The 21,030-nt window shown below is 60.3% G+C and carries 22 protein-coding genes; 12 read left to right on the top strand and 10 right to left on the bottom strand.

Annotated features, from left to right (window positions below; genetic code table 11):
* Window positions 1–19 precede the first annotated feature (19 nt).
* Window positions 20–418, bottom strand: coding sequence for a hypothetical protein (locus tag SFU85_10670; protein MDX6767240.1), 399 nt, complete (start codon window positions 416–418; stop codon window positions 20–22).
* 92 nt (window positions 419–510) lie between these two features.
* On the opposite strand from SFU85_10670, the gene SFU85_10665 reads away from it, so the two are divergent.
* The gene (locus SFU85_10665) at window positions 511–1,455 is read left to right on the top strand and encodes a glycosyltransferase (GenBank protein MDX6767239.1); all 945 of its coding nucleotides are present in this window, start codon (window positions 511–513) and stop codon (window positions 1,453–1,455) included.
* Complete coding sequence (locus tag SFU85_10660; protein MDX6767238.1) at window positions 1,455–2,345, top strand: hypothetical protein; 891 nt, start codon at window positions 1,455–1,457, stop codon at window positions 2,343–2,345. Before SFU85_10665 ends, SFU85_10660 begins: the two co-directional genes overlap by 1 nt.
* Here SFU85_10660 and SFU85_10655 read toward each other — a convergent pair.
* The 8 genes from SFU85_10655 to SFU85_10620 form a co-directional block, all read right to left on the bottom strand.
* Entirely contained in the window at window positions 2,329–2,877 is a 549-nt protein-coding gene (locus tag SFU85_10655; protein MDX6767237.1) for a hypothetical protein, read from the bottom strand. The two genes, SFU85_10660 and SFU85_10655, sit on opposite strands and share 17 nt — an antisense overlap.
* A gap of 3 nt (window positions 2,878–2,880) precedes the next feature.
* A complete protein-coding gene (locus SFU85_10650; protein MDX6767236.1) occupies window positions 2,881–3,453 on the bottom strand; it encodes a LysM peptidoglycan-binding domain-containing protein in 573 nt (190 codons plus the stop codon).
* Window positions 3,454–3,492: 39 nt separating this feature from the next.
* A complete protein-coding gene (gene ligA / locus SFU85_10645; protein MDX6767235.1) occupies window positions 3,493–5,679 on the bottom strand; it encodes an NAD-dependent DNA ligase LigA in 2,187 nt (728 codons plus the stop codon).
* Entirely contained in the window at window positions 5,676–6,068 is a 393-nt protein-coding gene (locus SFU85_10640; protein MDX6767234.1) for a VanZ family protein, read from the bottom strand. Before SFU85_10640 ends, ligA begins: the two co-directional genes overlap by 4 nt.
* Before the next feature lie 73 nt (window positions 6,069–6,141).
* A complete protein-coding gene (locus SFU85_10635; protein MDX6767233.1) occupies window positions 6,142–6,732 on the bottom strand; it encodes an anti-sigma factor in 591 nt (196 codons plus the stop codon).
* A gap of 58 nt (window positions 6,733–6,790) precedes the next feature.
* Complete coding sequence (locus tag SFU85_10630) at window positions 6,791–8,380, bottom strand: TolC family protein (protein ID MDX6767232.1); 1,590 nt, start codon at window positions 8,378–8,380, stop codon at window positions 6,791–6,793.
* Window positions 8,381–8,384: 4 nt separating this feature from the next.
* On the bottom strand, window positions 8,385–9,416 hold the full coding sequence (gene obgE, locus SFU85_10625; GenBank protein ID MDX6767231.1) for a GTPase ObgE: 1,032 nt from the start codon (window positions 9,414–9,416) through the stop codon (window positions 8,385–8,387).
* 74 nt (window positions 9,417–9,490) lie between these two features.
* Window positions 9,491–10,756, bottom strand: a complete 1,266-nt coding sequence (locus SFU85_10620) for a CHASE2 domain-containing protein (GenBank protein ID MDX6767230.1) — start codon at window positions 10,754–10,756, stop codon at window positions 9,491–9,493.
* A gap of 240 nt (window positions 10,757–10,996) precedes the next feature.
* Between SFU85_10620 and SFU85_10615 the strand changes: the two genes are divergently transcribed.
* The 9 genes from SFU85_10615 to atpC all read left to right on the top strand — a co-directional run bounded on the left by SFU85_10615 (window position 10,997) and on the right by atpC (window position 17,898).
* Window positions 10,997–11,752 (top strand): F0F1 ATP synthase subunit A, encoded by a 756-nt coding sequence (locus SFU85_10615; protein MDX6767229.1) that lies wholly within the window; start codon window positions 10,997–10,999, stop codon window positions 11,750–11,752.
* An 89-nt stretch (window positions 11,753–11,841) separates the two neighbouring features.
* Complete coding sequence (locus SFU85_10610; protein ID MDX6767228.1) at window positions 11,842–12,054, top strand: ATP synthase F0 subunit C; 213 nt, start codon at window positions 11,842–11,844, stop codon at window positions 12,052–12,054.
* A gap of 74 nt (window positions 12,055–12,128) precedes the next feature.
* Window positions 12,129–12,695 (top strand): F0F1 ATP synthase subunit B, encoded by a 567-nt coding sequence (gene atpF / locus SFU85_10605; GenBank protein MDX6767227.1) that lies wholly within the window; start codon window positions 12,129–12,131, stop codon window positions 12,693–12,695.
* A gap of 1 nt (window position 12,696) precedes the next feature.
* Window positions 12,697–13,086: a F0F1 ATP synthase subunit delta gene (locus tag SFU85_10600; GenBank protein ID MDX6767226.1), complete on the top strand. Its 390-nt coding sequence runs from the start codon at window positions 12,697–12,699 to the stop codon at window positions 13,084–13,086.
* A gap of 32 nt (window positions 13,087–13,118) precedes the next feature.
* Window positions 13,119–14,651, top strand: coding sequence for a F0F1 ATP synthase subunit alpha (atpA, locus tag SFU85_10595; GenBank protein MDX6767225.1), 1,533 nt, complete (start codon window positions 13,119–13,121; stop codon window positions 14,649–14,651).
* A 28-nt stretch (window positions 14,652–14,679) separates the two neighbouring features.
* Window positions 14,680–15,114: a GxxExxY protein gene (locus SFU85_10590; protein ID MDX6767224.1), complete on the top strand. Its 435-nt coding sequence runs from the start codon at window positions 14,680–14,682 to the stop codon at window positions 15,112–15,114.
* Between the two features lie 6 nt (window positions 15,115–15,120).
* Window positions 15,121–16,005 (top strand): ATP synthase F1 subunit gamma, encoded by an 885-nt coding sequence (gene atpG, locus SFU85_10585; protein ID MDX6767223.1) that lies wholly within the window; start codon window positions 15,121–15,123, stop codon window positions 16,003–16,005.
* 38 nt (window positions 16,006–16,043) lie between these two features.
* Window positions 16,044–17,453, top strand: a complete 1,410-nt coding sequence (atpD, locus tag SFU85_10580) for a F0F1 ATP synthase subunit beta (GenBank protein ID MDX6767222.1) — start codon at window positions 16,044–16,046, stop codon at window positions 17,451–17,453.
* A gap of 40 nt (window positions 17,454–17,493) precedes the next feature.
* The gene (gene atpC, locus SFU85_10575; GenBank protein ID MDX6767221.1) at window positions 17,494–17,898 is read left to right on the top strand and encodes an ATP synthase F1 subunit epsilon; all 405 of its coding nucleotides are present in this window, start codon (window positions 17,494–17,496) and stop codon (window positions 17,896–17,898) included.
* Between the two features lie 10 nt (window positions 17,899–17,908).
* Here the strand turns inward: atpC and SFU85_10570 are convergent, their stop codons facing one another.
* Window positions 17,909–18,778, bottom strand: coding sequence for an AraC family transcriptional regulator (locus SFU85_10570; protein MDX6767220.1), 870 nt, complete (start codon window positions 18,776–18,778; stop codon window positions 17,909–17,911).
* Between the two features lie 89 nt (window positions 18,779–18,867).
* On the opposite strand from SFU85_10570, the gene SFU85_10565 reads away from it, so the two are divergent.
* Window positions 18,868–21,027: an alpha-glucosidase/alpha-galactosidase gene (locus SFU85_10565; GenBank protein MDX6767219.1), complete on the top strand. Its 2,160-nt coding sequence runs from the start codon at window positions 18,868–18,870 to the stop codon at window positions 21,025–21,027.
* Window positions 21,028–21,030 lie beyond the last annotated feature (3 nt).

Below are 21,030 nucleotides of genomic sequence, written 5' to 3'. Positions count from 1 at the left end.
GATCCAAACACAAAACGCACTACCCCGACCGGGCAAGGACCTCGCGGACATAGTCTTTCCCGATGACTTCCTCGAGGGACTTTTCTTCCTTGGTCTGGGCGTGGCGCAAGCGTTGCTCCGGGGCGATCTCCCCGTGGACAAAGAATTCTTTCAGGGTTCCCACGGTAGTGGGGCCGTAAATGGCTTCCCGGTCGACGAGGATATACCAGACCATGCCGAGCGCTTTGAACTCATGGACATGGATCCAATGGCGTCCGTCGACGGAGATTTCATCCATGGGATGGAGGTGGGCCCAGTCGGCCAGGGCCCGCAGATCGGTTTCGGTGAGGCCGCTCTGGCATTCCGCCTGGCCCATCCGCCGCAGGGAAAAAGTGATGCCCGACTTTTCTTCTTTTTTGCCCCCTTTTTTGCCGCTCATATGAAAAAATTAATTTCCGAAGGCAGGCAAGGCAAGCCCACGAACTTGTCTTATTGCTCCGCCGGACATTGTTTGTTATGCACAGCCTGACCATGACCATCCCCCCAAAAATCAGTGTCATTGTCGTATGTGAGCCCATTGACGACACGCACAAGCTGGTCTTGCCCGATTTCAAAGCCCAGACCCTTCCTTTGGCAGATTACGAGGTTCTCTTTGTCGATGGCACGGGCGACGGGCGTCACGTGGAAATAATCGAGTCCATGGCAAAAAGAGAGGGCGCCGGGGCATCGTTTCGCCATCTTCCCGTAAGCAGTCTGAGCAGGTCCTACGCGCGCAACCGGGGTTTGGAGGCGGCCGCGGCCCCGCTCGTGTTGTTGCTGGCGGAGGATTTTCAAATCAGGGCGGAAACATTGGAGGCCCATGTCCGCTTCCATGAGCGACATCCCGAACCGCACATCGTGGGCGTGGGGGCGGCTTTTTTCCCGCCAGATCTGGCCTCGGATCCGTTCATGCGCTGGCTGGACGAAACGGGCACCCTGTTTGGCGTCAGCTTTTGCCCAGGCTCCATTCCGCCCCATTTTTTTTACGGGGCAAACACCTCGCTCAAAACCCATTTCCTGCGCTCGGTCGGGCCGAGCCATGAGGCCTTTCCTTTCCATGCCTGGGACGACTACGAACTGGGACTGCGATTGCAAGATGCGGGGATGCGGTCGTTGCTGGTTCCCGGAGCGGAGGTGGACCATGTCCACCACGTGAATCTGAGGGGCCGGTGCAAGCAGGTGGGGGAAGGCGGGGCCTCGGCGGTGGTTTTTGAGCGCATCCAGCCCGCGCGTCCACGCTCCTGGGGCGCACTGGTGGACACCCCGCTTGCCTGGCTGGCTTGGAAGGTTTGGCTCGCCTGGCTGGGAAAGACCCTTCTGCCACATGTGAAGACCCATGATCGTTACTATCGGGCCCGCCTGGATCAGGCCTTTGTCCGTGCTTACCGGGCCGCGAAATCGGGCCCTGCGACGGTCAATGGAGTGGGTCTCCCCTGATGCAGCGTTTTCTTGCTGGAGGTTGGCCGTCTTGGCTCATCCGCTTGGGACTAACCAAACCCCGTGTGCTGATTTTCGGCCAAGGTAAGTCAGGCAGCAGTGCGTTGTTCCATGCCCTCCGGGAGCAGACACCTTTCCCTCCAGGAACCACATTCTTCGAGCCATCGCTTGAAATCCAAGCCGCCTTCCCCAAGCAGGGTCGTTTGTTGGCCAAAATTCTGATCAAGAACATCGACTCTCAGCAGGCGTGGGGTGGTCTTGCGACGTTCAACCGCCGCATCCTGTTGGTGCGTGATCCGCGGGATCAACTGGTCAGTCGTATGCTTTACAAAATTTGGGATGTCCCCGCTTTTCGTGACGATGTCGCCATGGGGCGCTGGCTGGATTTGCTGCGCCGCAAAGAGACCTCCCCGGGTTCTATTAGTCTGCTGGAGCTTCTGCGCGAATATGGCTCGTGGTTCGGGGATGATTGGGAGTATCTTCTTCGCGACAACAGGCGGGACTATGACAGGCGTTGTGCCATCGTGGAGGCGGTGGGTGGTTTTTTTGTGTTTCGATACGAGGACTTTGTTGATGGACGGACGGAGGGACTCTCGGCCTTTCTGGGGATTCCAATCCACAACAGGGTCGAGGTTCCGCAGGAATTGGCGCGGGTGCGGCGGACCAAACAGCGGGGGGATTGGCGTCATTGGTTCATACCCGGGGATGTGGACAAGCTGAGGCCCTGGCTCCAGAAGCCTCTGGCCGAGCACTACCCTGGAAGCGATTGGGAACTGAGTCCCGCACCGCACATCAATCCGGGGCATGCCTCCGGCTATGTCAGGCGCATCGTGAATGAAAGGCGGGCCTTGGACGGCCTTCCGCCCCTGCCGGTCAGTTCTTCTTCTTGAGCTGCAAGAGTTCCTCGCTCACGCGACGGTATTGGTGCATGAGGAGATCGTAATCCTTCTTGGTCTTTTCCAAGTCGGCCTCGAGCTGGTTGATGCGCAACTCGCGTGCCACCTCGAGGGTTTCCTCGAGCTGGGGGTTGTCGGCCTCGGGATTGTCTGCCGCGTCGACGGCGGTATGGGCGGCGAGGAAGGCCTCCCCCAGCAATTCGGCCACAGTCTGGGTCTGGCCGTTGGTAACATGGGATATTTTCTGCTCCTTGGTCAGCTCGCCCGCGCTGAAGAATTCCCGGATGGTGCCGGTGCTGGTCGGGCCATAGGTCTGGCCGTCTGCCATGACCACCTTCCAGATCATCTCCAGGTCGGGCCATTCATGGGCCAGTTTCCAATTCTGGCCGTCGGTGGAGATTTCGTCCTCGGGGGCGACGTAGGCCGTATCGACCAGTCCCTTGAGATCCGGGAAGTCCATCGGGCCGAAGACCTCGGTTTCATTTTTTTTGCGGAGGCTGTATCGGATGTTAGGGGAATCGCTCATGGTTTATTTCCTGGGGATGAAGAGTTTTTGGCCGGTGTGGAGATTGTTGTCCTTGAGGTGGTTGGCGTTGCGGATGTCTTCGACGCTGACCTTGATGCCCTGGTCCTGGAAGGCCTTGGCAATGGACCAGAGGCTTTGGCCGGCCTGGACAATGTGTTCAAATCCCTCCTCGGCGCCTGCGCTTGGTGTGGGACCGGGGGCAGCCGGTGGCGTCGGGGGCGCGGGGGTGCTTTTCCCGGAGGCGACGATGTTGCTGACTTCTTTGAGCAGGGCTTCTTTTTCGGCGGCGCGGGCTTTTTCCTGGGCGGCCAGGGTCTTCCGCAATTCGGCGTTTTCTCCGCGGAGTTTGTCGATGTCGGCCCGCATTTCCTGGACTTGGAGGCGAAGTTGCTCGTTTTGTTGGACCAAGAGTTCGATCTGGTCGGAGGCCTTGAGGATTTTCTGGCGTTCGATGGCGGCATCCTCGGCCGCAGCGGGATCGAAGGCTGCCGGCAGTGTGGAGGCCAGCCCGCAGAGGATCATCCCCAGGATGGCCGGACGGCCAAGAGGAACAAGGGAGGGCAGGCAGGCGGGCATGACAGGTAGAGGGTAGTTTTTACTCAGGTTTCGTAAAAGCTAAAAATTGCCCCAGGTGCGCGAGGCGAGGGCTTCGAATTCCGATTCCGAAAGGACGGTGACGCCCAACTCCCGGGCTTTATCCAATTTGGAGCCGGCTTCCTCACCGGCCAGCAGGTAATCGGTTTTGGAACTGACCGAACCGCTGACCTCTCCTCCAAGGGCCAGGATGCGTTTCTGGAATTCCGGGCGGGGTTGGCTGAGGGTGCCGGTGATGACGAATTTCTTGCCGGTGAATGGGGTGGGGCCGTCTGATTTTGAAGGTTCTGAGGAAGGATGGATTTCCCATGCGGCCAGACGTTTGAGGATGCGGGAACCCGTCGGAGCTTGGAAGTAAGCCAGAACCTGAGCGGCCACGACCGGACCGACCTCAGTCACGATATCGTCCTCATTCTTGGAGGGTTGGGCCATGCCGGCGGTGAGCAAGCGGCCATGGGCCGCCTGCAGGGCGGCCAGGGCCGTTGCATGGGCCTCGGGTCCGGCTTTTTTGGCTGGAGAAATCGCGGCACGCAGGCCGGGGAGGGCGGCGATGTCGGTGAGAAGAGGGGAAGCCGCCAGATCCGGCAGCGAGGAATGGAAGCGGGCCAGGTCGCGGGCGGTGGTTTCTCCAACTTCCGGGATGGCCAGGGCGAGAATCCAACGGGAGAGAGGCAGGGTCTTGGCGCGTTCGAGGGCTTCCGCGAGCTTGCGGGCATTTTTGGGACCGAAGACGCGGGGTTCCTCCGGGGAGCCGAGGTTGAGGGCGGCAAGCCGGTCCTCCGTCACCCCGAAGAGATCGAGGGGTTCATCGACCAGACCGGACTCGACGAGTTTGTCGGCCACAATCCCGCCGAGGCTGGCCAGGTCGAGGGCTTCGCGCTTGGCCATGAATTCGAGGCGGCGGGTTTTCTGGGCCGGGCAGGAAAGGTTCTCGCAACGCCAGGCGACGAATTTTTCATCACGCGTGATCGGTCCGCTGCAGGCCGGGCAGCGGCCGCCGAGGGAGGCGAAGAGGTCGAAGGGAACGGACCCAACCGGGCGTTTTTCCGCAATGGCCTGTACGACGGCTGGGATGACGTCGCCGGCCTTCTCTATCACGACGGTATCGCCTATTCTCAGGTCTTTTTTCCGCACTTCGTCCTCGTTGTGCAGGGTGGCGCGGGAGATGGTGCTGCCGGCGAGGAAGACGGGCTGCAGTTCGGCCACGGGCGTGAGGACGCCGGTGCGTCCGACCTGCACGGTGATGCCGAGCAGGAGGGTTTCGGTTTGTTCGGCGGAATATTTGTAGGCGATGGCCCAGCGGGGAGACTTGGCGGTATAGCCCAGTGGCTTGTAGAGGGAGAAGTCGTCGACCTTGATCACCGCGCCGTCTGTCGGGTAGCCGAAGGTGCGGCGGCGTTCCTCCAATTCGGCCACGGCGGCAAGGACTTCGTCCTCAGAGACGCCACGGCGCCACCATTCGGGGGCGGGGAGGCCGGCGTCCCGAATCCAGCCCAGGAGGGCATCCTGTGTGTGGACCTGGAGGCCGTCGGTTTCGCCGGTGGCGTAGAGGACAATCGAAAGGGGCCGGCGGGCGACCAGGCGGGAGTCGAGGAGTTTGAGGGTGCCGGCGGTGGCGTTGCGGGGGTTGGCGAAGAGCGCTTCACCGGCTTCGCGGCGTTCATCGTTGAGCCGCTGGAAACCGGCATGGGTCATGTAAACTTCGCCGCGCAATTCAAGAATCCGGGGGGCATGGTCCAGGTGCAGGCGGACCTGTTTGAGCGTGCGGATGTTTTCGGTCACGTCATCGCCGCGTTCGCCATCACCGCGGGTGGCCGCCTGGACCAGGTTTCCATTTTCCCAGCGCAGCGTGACGGCCACGCCATCGACTTTGGGTTCGACGGTGAAGGCAGGCGGGTGGCCCGGGGGGAGGGCCTTGCGCACCCGGGCCAAAAAATCCGCCAGTTCCCCGGGCGCATAGGTGTTGTCCAGGCTCATCATGGGCTGGCGGTGGACGACGCTGCGGAAGGATTCGAGGGGGGCGGCACCGACTTTCCGGGTGGGGGAATCGGGGACGATCCATTCCGGGTGGGCTTCCTCGGCGTCGCGCAAGCGGCGGAAAAGGGCGTCGTAATCCCGGTCCGATATGGTGGGCGCGGCATGGACATGATAGGCCACGTCGTGCCGGCGGACTTCGTCCACCAGGCGCAGGTAGTCGTCGCGATTCATGGGTCGGAGGGGGGTGGGGATGGGCGCTTGCCGGGAAAAATCTTTTGCAGGATGGGGTAAAGAACAGGAAAGAGGACAACTCCACAGGTGATGCCGAGGGCATCGGCGACCCAATCGAAGACGTCGGGTGAGCGCCCGGGAGTGAAGGCTTGGTAGGTTTCGTCAAACCCTCCCAAGGCCATACCGAGGGCGATCATGGCGAGAGGGGCGAAGCCGGTTCGGGCCAGAAGGAAACCAAGGATGCTGTAAACGCCGAAGTGGATGATTTTGTCGCCAAAGGTGAGGTCGGTATGGGGAATTTGGGAGCCGGGGATGGATGAAAGGATGAGGATGAGCGCATAGAAGCTGAAGGGGGTCAGCAGCGGACGGAGCCTGGAGAGTCCGGGCATGGAGGGCACAGCGAGTTGAGGGTTGTAGGTTGGGTGATGTGGGAGGACTTAGGGTGGGAATAGGGTGGCGGGTTCAGCGTGTTTCCAGCGAACCTTGGAGCAGCGTCTTTTCGCGCATGTTCTTCTGGCCAAGGGCATCGCCGAGCGTGAGGACAAACTTCTGGGCTTTGAGTATCCGTTTGGGCGGAGAGAAAGCGCGGCGGATCGAGCCATCAGGGGCGGGTTCGAGGCGGGCGCAGGGCAGAAGGGTGCCGCTGCCGTCATCGGCCCAGAGGAAGAAGGCCTTGCCCTGTGGGGGCGGGGGTTCCGGGAGATGGGCCACGAAGACAAAACCTTGTTGGAGGGACTCGTCCCAGACGATTTTACCCCGGGCGGATCCCCCGTCCTCGATGGGGCCGAGCACGGCGACGCGACCCTCGACCTGGCCGAGCATTTTTTTCAGGAGGGTGTTTTCTGCTTCCAGACTGATTTGGGCGGGGGTTTTGGGAGCGTTGTGGGTGCGGTTGCGTTCCAGGGTGCGCATGTTGAAGAAGACGGCCAGGAGGACCCCACCGGCTAGGATGGGGAGCATGAGGATGCAGAAGATGACGGGCCGAGCCCAATCGGTCTTGGGGGTGGGGTTGGAAGTGGGAGAAAGGTCTTCGGGAGCGGCAGGCGTGGTCATGTTTCCGGATTAGACGAGGATCGGCGCTTTGCCACCGGTAAATGTGTTGTGGATGCGGTCAAGGAGTGGAGGTTGGACCCGTAGGCGAGACAGCTTCCGATGCCGAGGGGGTCTTTTCCACCCGTACCCCGCTGAGCGGGGTGAGGATGCCCTGGGCGAGGCGGAGGTTGACCAGCGCGAGGTGGTAGTCGGTGAGTGCGCGGAGTTCCTGGGTGCGGGCCGAGGCCGCGTCGCGCTGCAATTGGAGGACGGTGTAACTGGTGGAGATGCCGGCCTTGAGTTTTTCCTCCTCGGCGATGGCGCTCTGTTCGGAGATCGTGCTGGCGACCAGGTTGGACTCGTATTTTTTCCAAGCGGATTCGACGGTTTTGGCGGCGTTGTCGACTTCCAGGAGGATCTGTTGTTCGGTGTTTTTCAGGCGGAGGAGGGTCTGTTGCCGGACCAGTTGGGCGTCCTGATGGCGGGCCTTTTCGGCTTGGCTGCCCCAGGGGATTTCCACGCTCAAGCCGACGAACCAACCCGGGTCGCGGGTGTCGGCGACGCGGTTGAAGCTTTGCACGAGGTCGCGGTCAAGGCCGTTGAAGCCGTAGCTGCCTTCGAGGTCGACCTGGGGCAGGAGTTGGTTTTTGGTGAACTCCAAGCGCAGGCCGTCGGCCTCGGCCTGGCGTTGGAGGGCGAGGTAATCCTTGCGGTTTTGTAGGGCCAGGCCGAGGTCGACAAAGGAAGGTGAGAGAGCCTCGGGGGCGGGCAGAGTTTCGCCGGGTTCCAGGGGTTGGGCCAGGGAGGTGGCAAGGTCCCGGCTGATCAGACGGCGCAGGCGGTTGAGGTTTTGATCGACGGAAAGTTGGGCCTGGATGACATCGCTGCGGCGGAGGGCGGTTTCGCTGCGGGCCTGGGCGACGTCGAGCGGGGTCATGATGCCGTTATCCAGGCGGCCTTGGTTGTCCTTTTGCAGACGTTCGGCAAGAAGGAGGGTTTTTTCCTTCGAACGCAGGTCATCGAGGGAAAAGATCCATTCGTAATAGGCCCGGTGGACCTCGGCCACCAGCTGGTCGATGCGGTTGAGGAAGGTGGCGTCGCTTTGTTCCTTTCCTTTGGTGGCGATGCGGAACTGGGCGCGGTTGGCGGTGGGGCCGGCGTTCTTGAGGAGGGGGTGGCGGAGGGTGGCGCCGGCAAAGGCGGTGTATTCGTCCTCGAAGTTGTTCGAGGTGTTCATGCGGTTGGTGGTGTTGGCGGCGAGGCCGACTTCGGTCCCGAGGATGGTGGGCTGGGTGACGCCGGTGGAGGCGTTGAAGGTGCGGGATTCGAAGGAGGGAAAGCCGTCGGCGGCCTGTTGCTCGGAGGAACGTGGGGTGCTGTTTTCGCTATAGCGGGAGGCGAGGTTGAAGCGGGGGTCGAAGGCGGCGCGGGCGGCGAGGATGTTGGTGGCGGCCCGTTCGGGGTTCATGCGCTCGATGGCGAGGTCGAGGTTTTGTTCCAAGGCCAGCCGTATGGCCTCATCCAGGGTGATCACCCCCTGGGCGGGCGCGGTGGAGGAAGGGGACGGGGGCGCCGGTGCAGGCGTGGGCGTGGGCGTGTATTGGGCAACTCCGGCCAAAGGTGCCAGGAGCAGGACCAACGCCAAACCGGGGATGCGGTTCGGTTTCATGCCCCTAAGATGATGGACGGAGGGCTTCGTCCAGAGCCCCCCGGAGCGCCGGCAATCCGGTGCCGGTGGAAGCGGAGACGGGGAAAATGGCGTGGCGCACTTTGCGGCGGAAGAGTTTGAGTTGCTCATCGGCGCCGGGCACGTCCATCTTGTTGGCGACCAAGATGTGAGGTCTGGCGGCGAGGGCGGGGTCGTAGTTCTTCAGTTCCTTGCGCACGGCCCGGTAGTCGGCCACCGGATCGCGGCCCTCGGTGGCGCCCATGTCGATGATGTGGGCCAGGACGCGGCAGCGTTCGATGTGGCGGAGGAAGTCGAGGCCGAGGCCGACGCCGAGGTGGGCGCCTTCGATGAGGCCGGGGATGTCGGCCAGGGTGAAGCGGTGGGCCAGATCGACCTCGACCACGCCGATCATGGGTTCGAGGGTGGTGAAGGGGTAGGGGGCGATCTTGGGCCGGGCGGCCGAGAGGGCGGCCAGGAGGCTGGATTTGCCGGCATTGGGAAACCCGACGAGTCCGACATCAGCGATGGATTTGAGAACGAAAAAGAACTGCCCTTGTTCGCCTGGAAATCCCGGTTCGGTCCTGCGCGGGGCCTGATTGACCGAGCTTTTGAAGCATTGGTTGCCCCGCCCCCCGCGTCCGCCCGCGCAGAGGACATGGCGTTGACCGGGTTCGATCAAATCGATGACCTGGGTGGCCAGGGACAGGTCGCCGGAGCGTTCAAAGTTTTCCAAGGTGGTGGGGATGACCATGACGACGGTCCCCGGGGGGACCTTGATGACATGGTCTTTGCCGGTGCGGCCCGTGCGCTGGCTGCCTTTGCCATTCTGGCCCTTGTCGGCAAAATGGTGGGGGGACAAGCGGAGGTGGAGGAGGTTGTTCAGGTGGGGATCGACTTCGAGAACCACGTCGCCGCCTTTTCCTCCGTCGCCACCATTCGGTCCGCCACGGGGAATGAATTTTTCGCGGCGGAAGGCGCAACAGCCGTCTCCTCCCTTTCCTCCGCGGGCCCAGATGCGAACACGATCAACGAACATAACAAAACGAACGCTAGCGGAGTTTTCCCCGAAAGACAGGGTAAAAGCGATGCAAGAGCCTTGCCTTTGGGCTTTTAGGTGCTTTGGACGTCCGGGGTGGTGTTTTTGGAAGCGTCCCAATCCAGGAGTCCCCGCCAAGTGAAGGCCAGTAGCCAGGAGCTGGCGATGGCGGTCAGTACGGCACCCAGGGGGAGGGTCATCTTCAACACAAAGAGCGAAAAAGCACTATCGAGAGCCAGAAAGAAGAGAAGCCCGCCCAGTCCCAACAGGGCTTGAAGTGTCTGGTCGAGTTGTCCGGCCCATGTGGCCATCACAGCGGCGGCCAGCAGCAGCACAAAACCGACGAGAGGTGGGGCAAATTCGCGTGTTTCCCGCAAAAGCAATTGTTGCAAGACGTGTGCCTGGATGCCACCCGGATAGGCCATTCCGTCCGGTGTAACCACCGGGGTGACGGTATCCGGGTGTTCCATGGAAACGAGCACCAACTGACGCCGCATTTTGTTCAAATCAAAGAGGGGGCGGGCTTCGTTGTGGATTTGTTCGGCGGAAAGAACGGCGGTGTAAAATTCGACCTCTAACGGGGGTGGCAACAGACGGGAGGGAACCATGCGGAGGCGTCCCTGGATGTCGACCGGAATCCGGGCCAGCACGGCTTTTTGGTAGTCGCGTAGAATGATGTCTTCGCCGGGTTGCCATTCGCAGTGGGGCCAATACACCCCGATGGATTTGCCATAGATCACCAAGGGGAAGGCCGGAACCAGGGAACGCCCCAGACGGAAGATCAAGGGCACCCGGCCGGATTCGACTCCGGTGGTGGCGGACAGGCTGATGCGGTTGTTGCCCTGGTAGCTCTCGATCGGCCAGCGGGCGGAGCCGGCGAAAGGCAGTCGGAAGGAAATCCCGCTTTCGGAGAGCGGTTCGACACCGGGAGGGACCTGGTTTGGGCGCGTTTCCAGGGAAGGTTTGGCGGCCAGGACGACATCGCGGAAGGATTTCATCTGGCGGGAGAGCTGGCGTTCGTAGACCGGGTGCAGGGTGTCCGGGTATTCCAGAGGAAGGTCCAGGGCCAGAACCTCGGGTTGGAAAGGAGCTAGGGCGTGCAAGAGAATGGCATAATCCAGGTGAGGCCAGGGCCAGGCTTCATCCGACAAATCCTGGATCTTGATCTGCACCAATCCGCTTTCCCTGGCGGGGCCTGCACCCTGCCACTCCATCATCCGGTAGTGGGCGATATCTTCCCATTGGGTGTGCACTTCGCCCACCCAGACCATCCAGCCCGCGATCAAGCCCCCTGCGGCGAGCAACACCCAAGCCAGCCGGGCGCGCGCCCGGGCGATCATCCGGGAAGTGTCATCAGGCGTCGTCGTTTTATCCAAAGCGGGCCTATTTAAACGGATTCGCGAAAAAACAAAACATTCTCTTCCGGCAGAAAAAACCAACTTTTGCTTGCCATCGAAATAGAGTTGGCGAATCTTTCACACCCTACTAAGCGTTTTATGTTCATTTTGGCCAAGACAGAAGGTTTGCCAATGGCGGCTCCGGTGCTTTTCAGTCTCGGACCCCTCCAAGTCACGAATTCGATGATTGTTGCTTTGGTGGTGGCTGCGTCTTTGATCGCATTCGCCCAAGTTTCATTGCGTCAGCCCGCCTTGGTTCCCGGTCCTCTGCAGAACTTTTGGGAAGCGCTGATTGAGGGCTTGGCCAGTCTGCTCGAAAGCATCCTGGGCTGGAAACTGCTCCAATCGACCTTCTGGTTTTTTGCCACCATCTTCATTTTCATCCTGGCCTCCAACCTTCAGGCCCTCATGCCTGGTGTCGGGACCATCGGTTCCGGCTACGGCGAGCACTGGTGGGCCTTGGATCATATCACGATGCCCTTTATGCGTGGGGCCAATGCGGATGTCACCCTGACCTTTGCCATGGCTGTTTCCTTCTTTTTTCTCTGGTGGTATTGGGCCTTCAAGTTCAACGGCCCCCTCGGCGTGCTCAAACATCTCTTCGGTTCCCAGGCAAAACTCGGTGGCGTTCTCGGCCTCTTTGTCAGTGTCATCTTCCTATTCGTCGGACTCATTGAGGTCGTTTCCATCATGGTCCGCCCGATCTCCCTCACCTTTCGTCTATATGGCAACATCTATGGCGGCGAGGCCATGATCGATCAAATCAAGCACATGACCGGCTATTGGGCTGGTTTGGCGCTCATCCCTGTTTATACATTCGAGTTGCTCGTCGCGCTTGTGCAGGCGTTGGTGTTTTGCCTCCTGACGGCGGTCTTCACCGCCCTCATGTGCAAGCACGACGACTCCCACAGTGAAGAAGGAGGCCACGGCCACCATTAAGCACGGATCTCTCTTTTGCCTTCCGGACCGTGGGCCACTGCGGGGGAAGGCGGAAAACCTAAACAACAAAACCAACGAAAGACAAAACCATGCTCCCCATGTTCGCTGAAATCTCCGGTAACTTCCACTTTGCCCTCGCTGCCGTTGGCGCCGCCATTGGTGTTGGACTCATCGGGGCCAAGGCCGCCGAGGCCGTCGGCCGCAATCCTGGCGCCGCCACTCCGGTTCTCGTCCAGTCCATCATCGCCATGGCGCTCGCTGAAGGGGTGCTTTTCATCACCATCTTCCTCGGCGGCAAATAATCCACCGAACCAACCTCCCGGAGCCCCGGTTCGCGTAAACGAACCACGAACCGGGGCATCCAATCCTGCCCGCTATGTTTACATTCCTCTTGGCCGAAACCGCCCATGCTGAAGCAGCCGCTTCCGGTGACATCGCTCACGACCTCGCGGCCAAATTCCATGACCTGGGTGTCTATCTTCCCGGTCTGGTTTCTCAGATCGTTGTCTTCCTGCTCCTCGGATTGGCCTTAAAAAAATTCGCCTTCGGGCCGGTTCTGGCCGTCCTGGATGAGCGGAGAAAGAACATCGAGCAGAGCCTCCGCAACGCCGAACGCATCAAGCAGGAACTGGAAGAAGCCGAAAAAACCCGTGCTGAATTGATCAAAAAAGCCAACGAACAGGCCACCGCCCTGATCGAAGAAGCCCGCGCCAGTGCGGACAAGATCGGGGGCCAGAAGATCCAGGAAGCCATCGCCCAGGCCGAGAACGTCCTGCGCAAGGCCGAAGAAGCCTCTGCCCGCGACCGCGAGCGCATCATGTCCGAGATCAAGCAGCAGATGGGCCAGTTGGTCGTTGCCACCACCGCCAAGGTTGTCGGCCGCACGCTGACCCCGGAAGACCAAGCCCGCCTGCAAAAGGAAGCCCTGGGCAGCCTTTCCTGAAATGAAGATCCCCCGCAAAGCCCGCGCTTCCGCCAAGCGCCTCCTCCAAGTCTGCCGTCCGGAAGGACGCCTGGATGAGTCGCGTGTGCGTGAAACGGTGAAATGGCTGGGCGCGGAAAAACCCCGCCACTACCTCGCCATCCTCCAGCACCTCGCCCGCCTGGTTGCCGTCGACGAGGCCAATTCCACCGCGGTGATCCAGAGCCCTGTCCCCCTGGGCGCTGCCGAGGTCGGCATCGCCACCGCCCTCCGCCAACGGTTCGGAGAGCGCATCCGCATCCGCTCCGAGGTCAAACCCGAACTCCTCGGCGGACTCCGCATCCGCGTCGGCTCCGACGTCTGGGATGGCTCCCTCCGCGGACGGCTCGACACGCTGGCCAGAACCTTTTAACGGAATCCTAACCCCCGAAACCTATCCCCATCATGAGCACGCTCCTCGACGAAATCCAAGCCTCCATCCAGGGTCTCAAGACCCAGGCCAACCGAACCAACACCGGCACCGTCCGTGAAATCACCGACGGCGTGGCCAAGATCGAAGGCCTCACCGATGTCGCCTACAACGAAATGATCGAACTTCCCGGTGGCGCCACCGCCCTCGCCCTCAACCTCGAAGAAACCGAGGTCGGTGCCATCATCCTGGGCGACTATCAACACGTCAAGGAAGGCGACGAAGCCAAGACCACCGGGCGTCTCCTCTCGGTTCCCGTTGGCAAGGGCCTCCTCGGCCGCGTGGTCGATGCCCTCGGCCGCCCGCTCGATGGTAAAGGTGCCGTCAGCTCCGACACCACCTACCTCGTCGAACGCATCGCCCCCGGCATCATCAAGCGCAAGGCCGTCAGCCAGCCCGTCCAGACCGGCATCATGGCCGTCGACGCCATGATCCCGATCGGCCGCGGACAGCGCGAGCTCATCATCGGCGACCGCGCCACAGGAAAAACCACCGTCGCCATCGACACCATCATCAACCAGGCCCGCATCAACAAAGAAGCGGAAGCCCGCGGGGACAAGGATTTCCGCCCTCTCTATTCCATCTACGTCGCCATCGGCCAGAAGCGCGCCAACATCGCCCGCGTCGTCGGCGTCCTGGAGGAAAATGACGCCCTCCGTTACACCATCATCGTTGCCGCCACGGCCTCCGACACCGCCACCGCCCAATACCTCGCTCCGTTCTCCGGTGCCGCCATGGGTGAATGGTTCATGGAAAACGGCATGGACGCGCTGATCATCTTTGACGATTTGTCCAAGCACGCCGCCGCTTACCGCCAGATCTCCCTTGTGCTCAAGCGCCCCTCCGGCCGCGAAGCCTATCCCGGCGATGTGTTCTACCTGCACAGCCGCCTCCTCGAGCGCTCGGCCCGCCTGAACGAGAAATCCGGGAACGGATCGCTCACCGCGCTCCCCATCATCGAGACCCAGGCCGGGGACGTTTCGGCCTACATCCCGACGAACGTGATTTCCATCACCGACGGTCAGATCTTCCTCGAGTCCGACCTCTTCTACCAGGGTGTCCGCCCGGCCATCAACGTCGGGATCTCCGTCTCCCGCGTTGGTTCCTCGGCCCAGATCAAGGCCATGAAACAGGTCGCGGGCAAGGTCAAACTCGAATTGGCCCAGTTCCGCGAACTCGCCGCCTTCGCCCAGTTCGCCTCCGACCTCGACGCCGCCACCAAGGCCCGTCTGGAACGCGGGGCCCGCATCGTGGAAGTCTTCAAGCAGCAGCAGTACAATCCGATCCCGGTCGAGATCCAGTCCTGCATCCTGTGGGCGGTCCAGAACGGGCACTTTGATTCCGTCAAAGTCGAGAACGTCAAAGCCACCCAGATCAAGCTGACCGAGTTCCTGGCCAACCGCAAACAGGCGATCTTGGAAGAACTCAAAACGAAGAAAGCCTTCGACGACGGCCTCACCGCCCAACTCAAGGCCGCCATCGAAGAGTTCAAGACCATCAACAGCTGAAGACAAAATTTTCACCACGAAGAACGCGATGATCGCGAAGATGAAAGATATTGAGGAAATTGGAGGCCAGGTTCTGGATGCCGCTTTGGCGGTACACCGCGAACTCGGTCCCGGTCTACTTGAGTCGACTTATGAAGCCTGCCTGCTTCATGAGTTTTCTTCCCGCGGCATCCATGCACGCGCTCAAGTTGCCCTGCCGGTTGCGTACAAGGGACTTGAGCTGGATGCGGGTTATCGCATCGACATTTTGGTCGAGGGGCAAATCATCGTGGAACTTAAATCAGTGGAACAGTTGCTGCCGGTACATCAGGCTCAGATGATTTCATACCTCAAACTTTCGGGCCTATCTTTGGGCTTCTTAATTAACTTCAATGTCCCTCTGCTCAAGCAGGGATTCAAACGGGTGGTCCTCGGGGCTTCCGACATCAAAAACACTTCGCGGGCTTCGCGCCCTTCGCGGTAAAACATCATGGCCAACACACGCGACATCCGCCGGCGCATCAAGTCGGTCAAAAACACCGCCCAGATCACCAAGGCGATGCAGATGGTGGCCGCGTCCAAGATGCGCAAGGCCCAGGAGGCCGCCCTTTCCGGCCGTTCCTATGCCGAGGGTCTTGACCGCATGATCCACGATCTCAAGGAACGGGCCGAAGACATCCACCATCCTCTTTGGGGCAGAAGCAAACAGGGATCGAAGCAGTTGGTTCTGGTCATCAGCACGGACAAGGGGCTTTGCGGGGCGCTCAATACCAACCTTTTGCGCGAAACCAATTCCTTCCCGGATGATGCCTCCTTCGTCACCATCGGCAAACGGGCCAAGGCCTTTGTCGCCCGCACCGGAAAACACCTCCTGGCGGATTTCGAAATCAGCGAGAAGGCGTCCTTCTTGGAGTGCAAACAGGTTTCCCAGTTCCTCATCGACCGATTCACCGCCCTCGAGGCCGATGCGGTCACGGTCCTCTACACCCACTACATCAACACCCTGGTGCAGAAGCCCGTGGCGACCCGGATTCTCCCCATGGAAGAATTGACCGGCGCCGGGATTGCCCTCGCGGGCAAGGATGCCGGCGAGTCCCTCGACAAGGCACCGAACATTGATTACCACTACGAACCCAGCTCGCAAACGGTCATGTCGGAATTGCTCCCGGCCTACATCCACTTCCAAGTTTACCACATGATCCTCGAAGCCCGGGCCTCCGAGCACAGCGCACGCATGGTCGCGATGAAGAGCGCGACCGACAATGCCAAGTCCCTGATCAAGGACCTGACCCTCGAATACAACAAGGTGCGCCAGGCCGGCATCACCAACGAAATCCTCGAAATCGCCGCCGCCCAGATGGCGATGAATTCCTAAGAATCTCAAATCAGAAATCACCAATCAGAAATAACTCCATGAGTAACACCGGTAAAATTGTCCAAGTCATTGGCGCTGTCGTCGACGTGGAATTCGACTCAAAAAACATGCCCTCCCTCCTCCAGGCACTGGAAGTGAAATTCACCTCCCAGGGCAAGGAACAACGCATCATCCTCGAAGTGCAACAACACCTCGGCGATGGTTGGGTCCGCGCCGTCGCCATGACCTCCACCGATGGTCTCAAGCGGGGCATGCCCGTGGTCGACACCGGCGGGCCCATTTCCGTCCCCGTCGGCGAGGGCATCCTCGGACGCATCTTCAATGTTCTCGGCGAACCTGTTGACGAACTCGGTCCAGTCCCGCACACCAAGCGTTACCCCATCCACCGTCCCGCCCCGGATCTCACCGAGCAGGACACCAAGGCGCAGATCCTTGAAACCGGCATCAAGGTCATCGACCTCATCTGCCCGTTCACCAAGGGTGGCAAAGCAGGGGCCTTCGGCGGCGCCGGCGTCGGCAAGACCGTCGTCATCCTCGAACTCATCAACAACATCGCCAAGGCCCACGGCGGTTACTCCGTCTTCGCCGGCGTCGGCGAACGCTCCCGCGAAGGCAATGACCTCTACCATGAAATGGCCGATGCCGGCGTCATCAACCTCAAGGACATCGGCAAATCCAAGGTCGCCCTCTGCTACGGCCAGATGAACGAACCCCCAGGCGCCCGTATGCGTGTCGCCCTCTCGGGTCTCGCCATGGCGGAATACTTCCGCGATGAAAAGAACCAGGACGTGCTCCTCTTCATCGACAACATCTTCCGCTTCTCCCAGGCCGGCTCCGAAGTGTCCGCGCTCCTCGGACGTTCCCCGTCGGCGGTGGGTTACCAGCCCACCCTGGCCACGGAAATGGGCGAGCTCCAGGAACGCATCACCTCGACCAACAAGGGCTCCATCACCTCGGTCCAGGCCGTTTACGTGCCCGCTGACGACTTGACCGACCCGGCCCCGGCCAATACCTTCGCCCACCTTGACTCCACCATCGTGTTGGAACGGTCAATCGCCGAATTGGGCATCTACCCCGCCGTCGACCCGCTGGCCTCGACCTCCAAGGCCCTGGCCCCCGAAGTCGTCGGCCAGGAGCACTACGAGGTCGCCCGCGGTGTACAACGCGTGCTGCAGAAGTACAAGGACCTCCAGGACATCATCGCCATCCTCGGGATGGACGAATTGTCCCCGGAAGACAAACTCACTGTGTACCGCGCCCGTAAAATCCAGCGCTTCCTGTCCCAGCCCTTCCACGTGGCCGAAGTCTTCACCGGCACGCCCGGCCAGTATGTCTCGATCGTCGAGACCGTGCGCGGCTTCAAGGAAATCCTCGAAGGCAAACATGATGAAGTCCCCGAAGCCAACTTCTACATGAAGGGCGGCATCGACACCGTCGACAAGAAATAATCCGTCCACGGTTGTCCGTCCTCCGTCATCGGTATTCCATATGCCCACCATCCACCTCGAGATCATCACCCCCGAGAAAAAAGCCTACGAGGCCGAGGTCGACTCCGTCGTCGTCCCCGGCAGCGAGGGCGAGTTCGGGGCCCTGGCCATGCACGAGGCCTTCCTGACCCTGGTCAACCCCGGGGAACTGCGTGTGACCAAGCGCGGGAAGACCGAGCACTTGGCGGTGGGCCGCGGATTTGTGGAAGTGACCGGCCAATTCGTGCGCGTGCTGACCGACATGGCCCTGCAGGAATCCGAAATTGACGAGAACAAGGTGGAAGAGGCCCTTGAGCGGGCCCGGAAAGCACTCCTGGAAAAACCCACCGGCTCCGAAGCCGAAGCCCTCGCCGCCAGCATCCAGAAGTCGGTCGCCATGCTCAACCTCAAGCGCCGCAAGCGCTGAGGGTTACCCCCTAGGTGGGCATTTCCTTTGCCTCGGCTGGGACATTCGCCCGGCTATCACCTCGTTTTATAGTTTTCCCTCTAGCGGATTGCTCTCTGTTCTTCCGGTATGCTTCCGGCGACATCTTTTGAGCTATCCGGAATGCCCGGCAAAAATGGGTGCTGCTGCCGAACCCGCTTTGTTCCGCCACCTGTCGCACCGGCATGTTCGTGCCACACAAAAGTCGTCGTGCGGTTTGTAGGCGTAACTCCCGCAAGAAGACAGCTGGGGTTTTCCCCGTTTCCGCATGGAACATGCGTGCGAAATGTTCCCGTGAAATCCCAAACTGGGCGGCCACTTCCTTGATGTTGATGGGTCGCCGATGGTGGTCGCGGAGGTAATCCTGGGCGTGTCGCACTGGGGATTGGTTGACCTCCCGTATTTGCCCCAATTCGCGGGCCAAGGAGGAAAGCAGGCGAACCAAGAGTTCGCTCGTGTGGTAGCGGTCTTGAAATTCCTTGTTGTGATAGAGCCGGGTGATTTGTCTGAGCAAGCCGATGGTTTCTCCGTCGCTATCCAGGGTCACGATATCCCCATAGCGCTGGATCAATCCCCCCCAAAGTGCTTCTGCCCCGACAAAGTTGATCCAAGAGTATTCCCAGGGGATCGTTCCATCAGTGGGATAATAGTAAGTGGTGGGATCGCCCTGTCGCATCATCATCGCTTGGCCGGGTCCGCAAATTTGTTCACGCTTGTTCCGCCGGAGACGCCCTTCCCCGCTCCATGTGTATTGCAGGATCAAACTGAAAGGACGTCGGTCGTGGTTATCCCAGTGGTAGGAGGAGTGGATGGCGGCCTCGTGCGGGGATGCGGCATACAAATCAAGGAGGATGTCTTTCACGGGCTCTCTAAGAAAGAATATCACAAATTGTATATCAAAGATCACATTCTGCAAGTTGTGGTCCAAGGCTTGGATGGCTTGTATGAGCTATGGCCAAAATCACTTTCGTCGGCGCTGGCTCGGTTGTCTTCGCCAAAACCCTCATCTGCGACATCCTACAAAACAAGGCACTGGAAGCTTCCACCCTCTGCCTGATGGACATCGACCCGGCCCGCCTGCGGGTGGCTGACATCCTCGCCCGCAAGGTGGTCGAACAACTAGGGGTGAAAGCAAAAGTGGAATCCACCCTCGACCTCAAAAAAGCCTGCACCGGAGCCCGCTATGTCATCACGATGATCCAAGTGGGAGGATACAAGCCTGCCACGGTGACGGACTTCGAGATTCCCAAAAAATACGGCCTGCGCCAGACCATAGCGGATACCCTGGGTGTGGGCGGGGTCTTCCGCGCCCTGCGCACCATGCCGGAGTTGGTCAAGGTGGGGAATGCCCTGCGCGATTTCGGTGCCCCCGATCCGCTCTATCTCAATTACTCGAATCCCATGGCCATGAATATGATGGCCATCGACCGGGTGTGCCAGATTCCCTCCGTCGGTCTCTGTCACAGCGTGCAGGGCACTTCCCATCAACTGGCCAATTACGCCGGCCTGCCCTACGAGGACATCAGCTACAAGGTTGCCGGGATCAACCACGTGGCTTTCTTCCTCGAATTCAATTATCGCGGCCAGGATGCCTATCCGATCCTCTTCAAGGCCCTCGAAAATCCGCGGGTCTTCGCGCGCGACAAGGTCCGCTTTGAAATGATGCGCCGCCTGGGGTTCTTCGTCACTGAATCAAGCGAGCACTTCTCCGAATACTGCCCCTGGTTCATCCACCACGGTGAAAAAACCATCGAAGCATTCGGCATTCCGCTGGATGAATACCTCCGCCGCTGCGAATCGATCATCGCCACCTGGAAGGACACGGAGAAGCGCATGTTGGCCGATAGCAAGGTCGCCATCGGCAAGAGCCTGGAATACGGATCACAAATCATCAACGCCATGGAAAGCGGCACCCCCGCCGTGGTCTACGGCAACGTGCCCAACGACAACCTCATCACCAACCTGCCCGACACCTGTTGTGTCGAGGTGCCCTGCCTGGTTGACAAACAGGGCATCCAGCCCACGGTCATCGGCGATCTTCCACCGCAATTGGCTGCCATCTGCCGTTCCAACATCGCCGTGCAGGAACTCGCAGTTGAAGCCTTCTTGACCGGCAAACGCGAACACATCTACCACGCCGTCATGATGGATCCGCACACTTCCAGTCAGTTGACCTTGGACAACATCTGGAAGATGTGTGACGAACTCATCGACGCCCACCAGCGGGACGGTTTCCTGCCGCAATTCAAACCCGTGCGGAAAAATACCGGTCGATCGGAGGCCGCCTTGCAGCGTGTTTTCGTCTCAGTGGAGGAAACAAACAGCGTGCAAGCCGATGCTCGCAAGGTTTCACTTGAGTTGGTGGTGGAAAATGGAACCCGGATACCGTTCAAAGGAGACATTGTTCTGGCAGTCGATGGAGCAGCATTCCGTCTCAAAGGGCCTTCCCGCCAGCATTGTCAGGTGGCGGTCGGTGCAACTAAACGGATTCCCCTCGAGGTCGCACGTTTGAAAGAAAAAGAAGGTGCCGCGCTGGAGATCGGTGTTTTTTCAGATTCACCACATGTCCTTGCCCGCTCCTTCCGTCAACCCTTGAGAACGATCGTGAAGGTTGGATCAGGCAGACAGGCAGCTGCGCTGGAACTGGTCTGGTCGGGTAATCAGGTGGCCCAGGGAACCCTGGCCCGCGCAAAATCCGGGTTGCTTTTGCAATTGCGTGTTCATGATACCGATATCCTCACCCATTTCGGCCCCTTCTGGGAGGGCAGTGCCATTGAACTCTTCTTCGCTTCCCCGGGGCCTGCCCGTGAGTTGCCGAAGCATTGGGTCGTTTTACCGGACAAGAAAAAACCCACGATCCGCGACGTCCATCACGAAGGCGAAATCGTCGGCACCCGTGTCAAGGTTCAGGCCGATAAAAGTGGCTACGACTTTGAACTCCTGATTCCCTACCGTGCGGCCGGGCTTTTTCAGGACAATCCCTTCCTCTTCGAATTGCAGGTCCGGGTCAATGCCCTCGGAGACGCCCACGGGCGGGTGTGTCAAACTTGGCAGGGCTCGCCTGATGCTCACTTGGACACCGGGCACTACGCCCTCATCCAGCCAGTGTGAGAA

This window comes from Candidatus Methylacidiphilales bacterium, from assembly GCA_033875315.1.
Classification (GTDB): Bacteria; Verrucomicrobiota; Verrucomicrobiia; order Methylacidiphilales; family CAZTYG01; genus JANRJG01.
The sequence above is the reverse complement of the archived record's forward strand: the minus strand, read 5'-3'. Positions and strand labels throughout refer to the sequence as shown.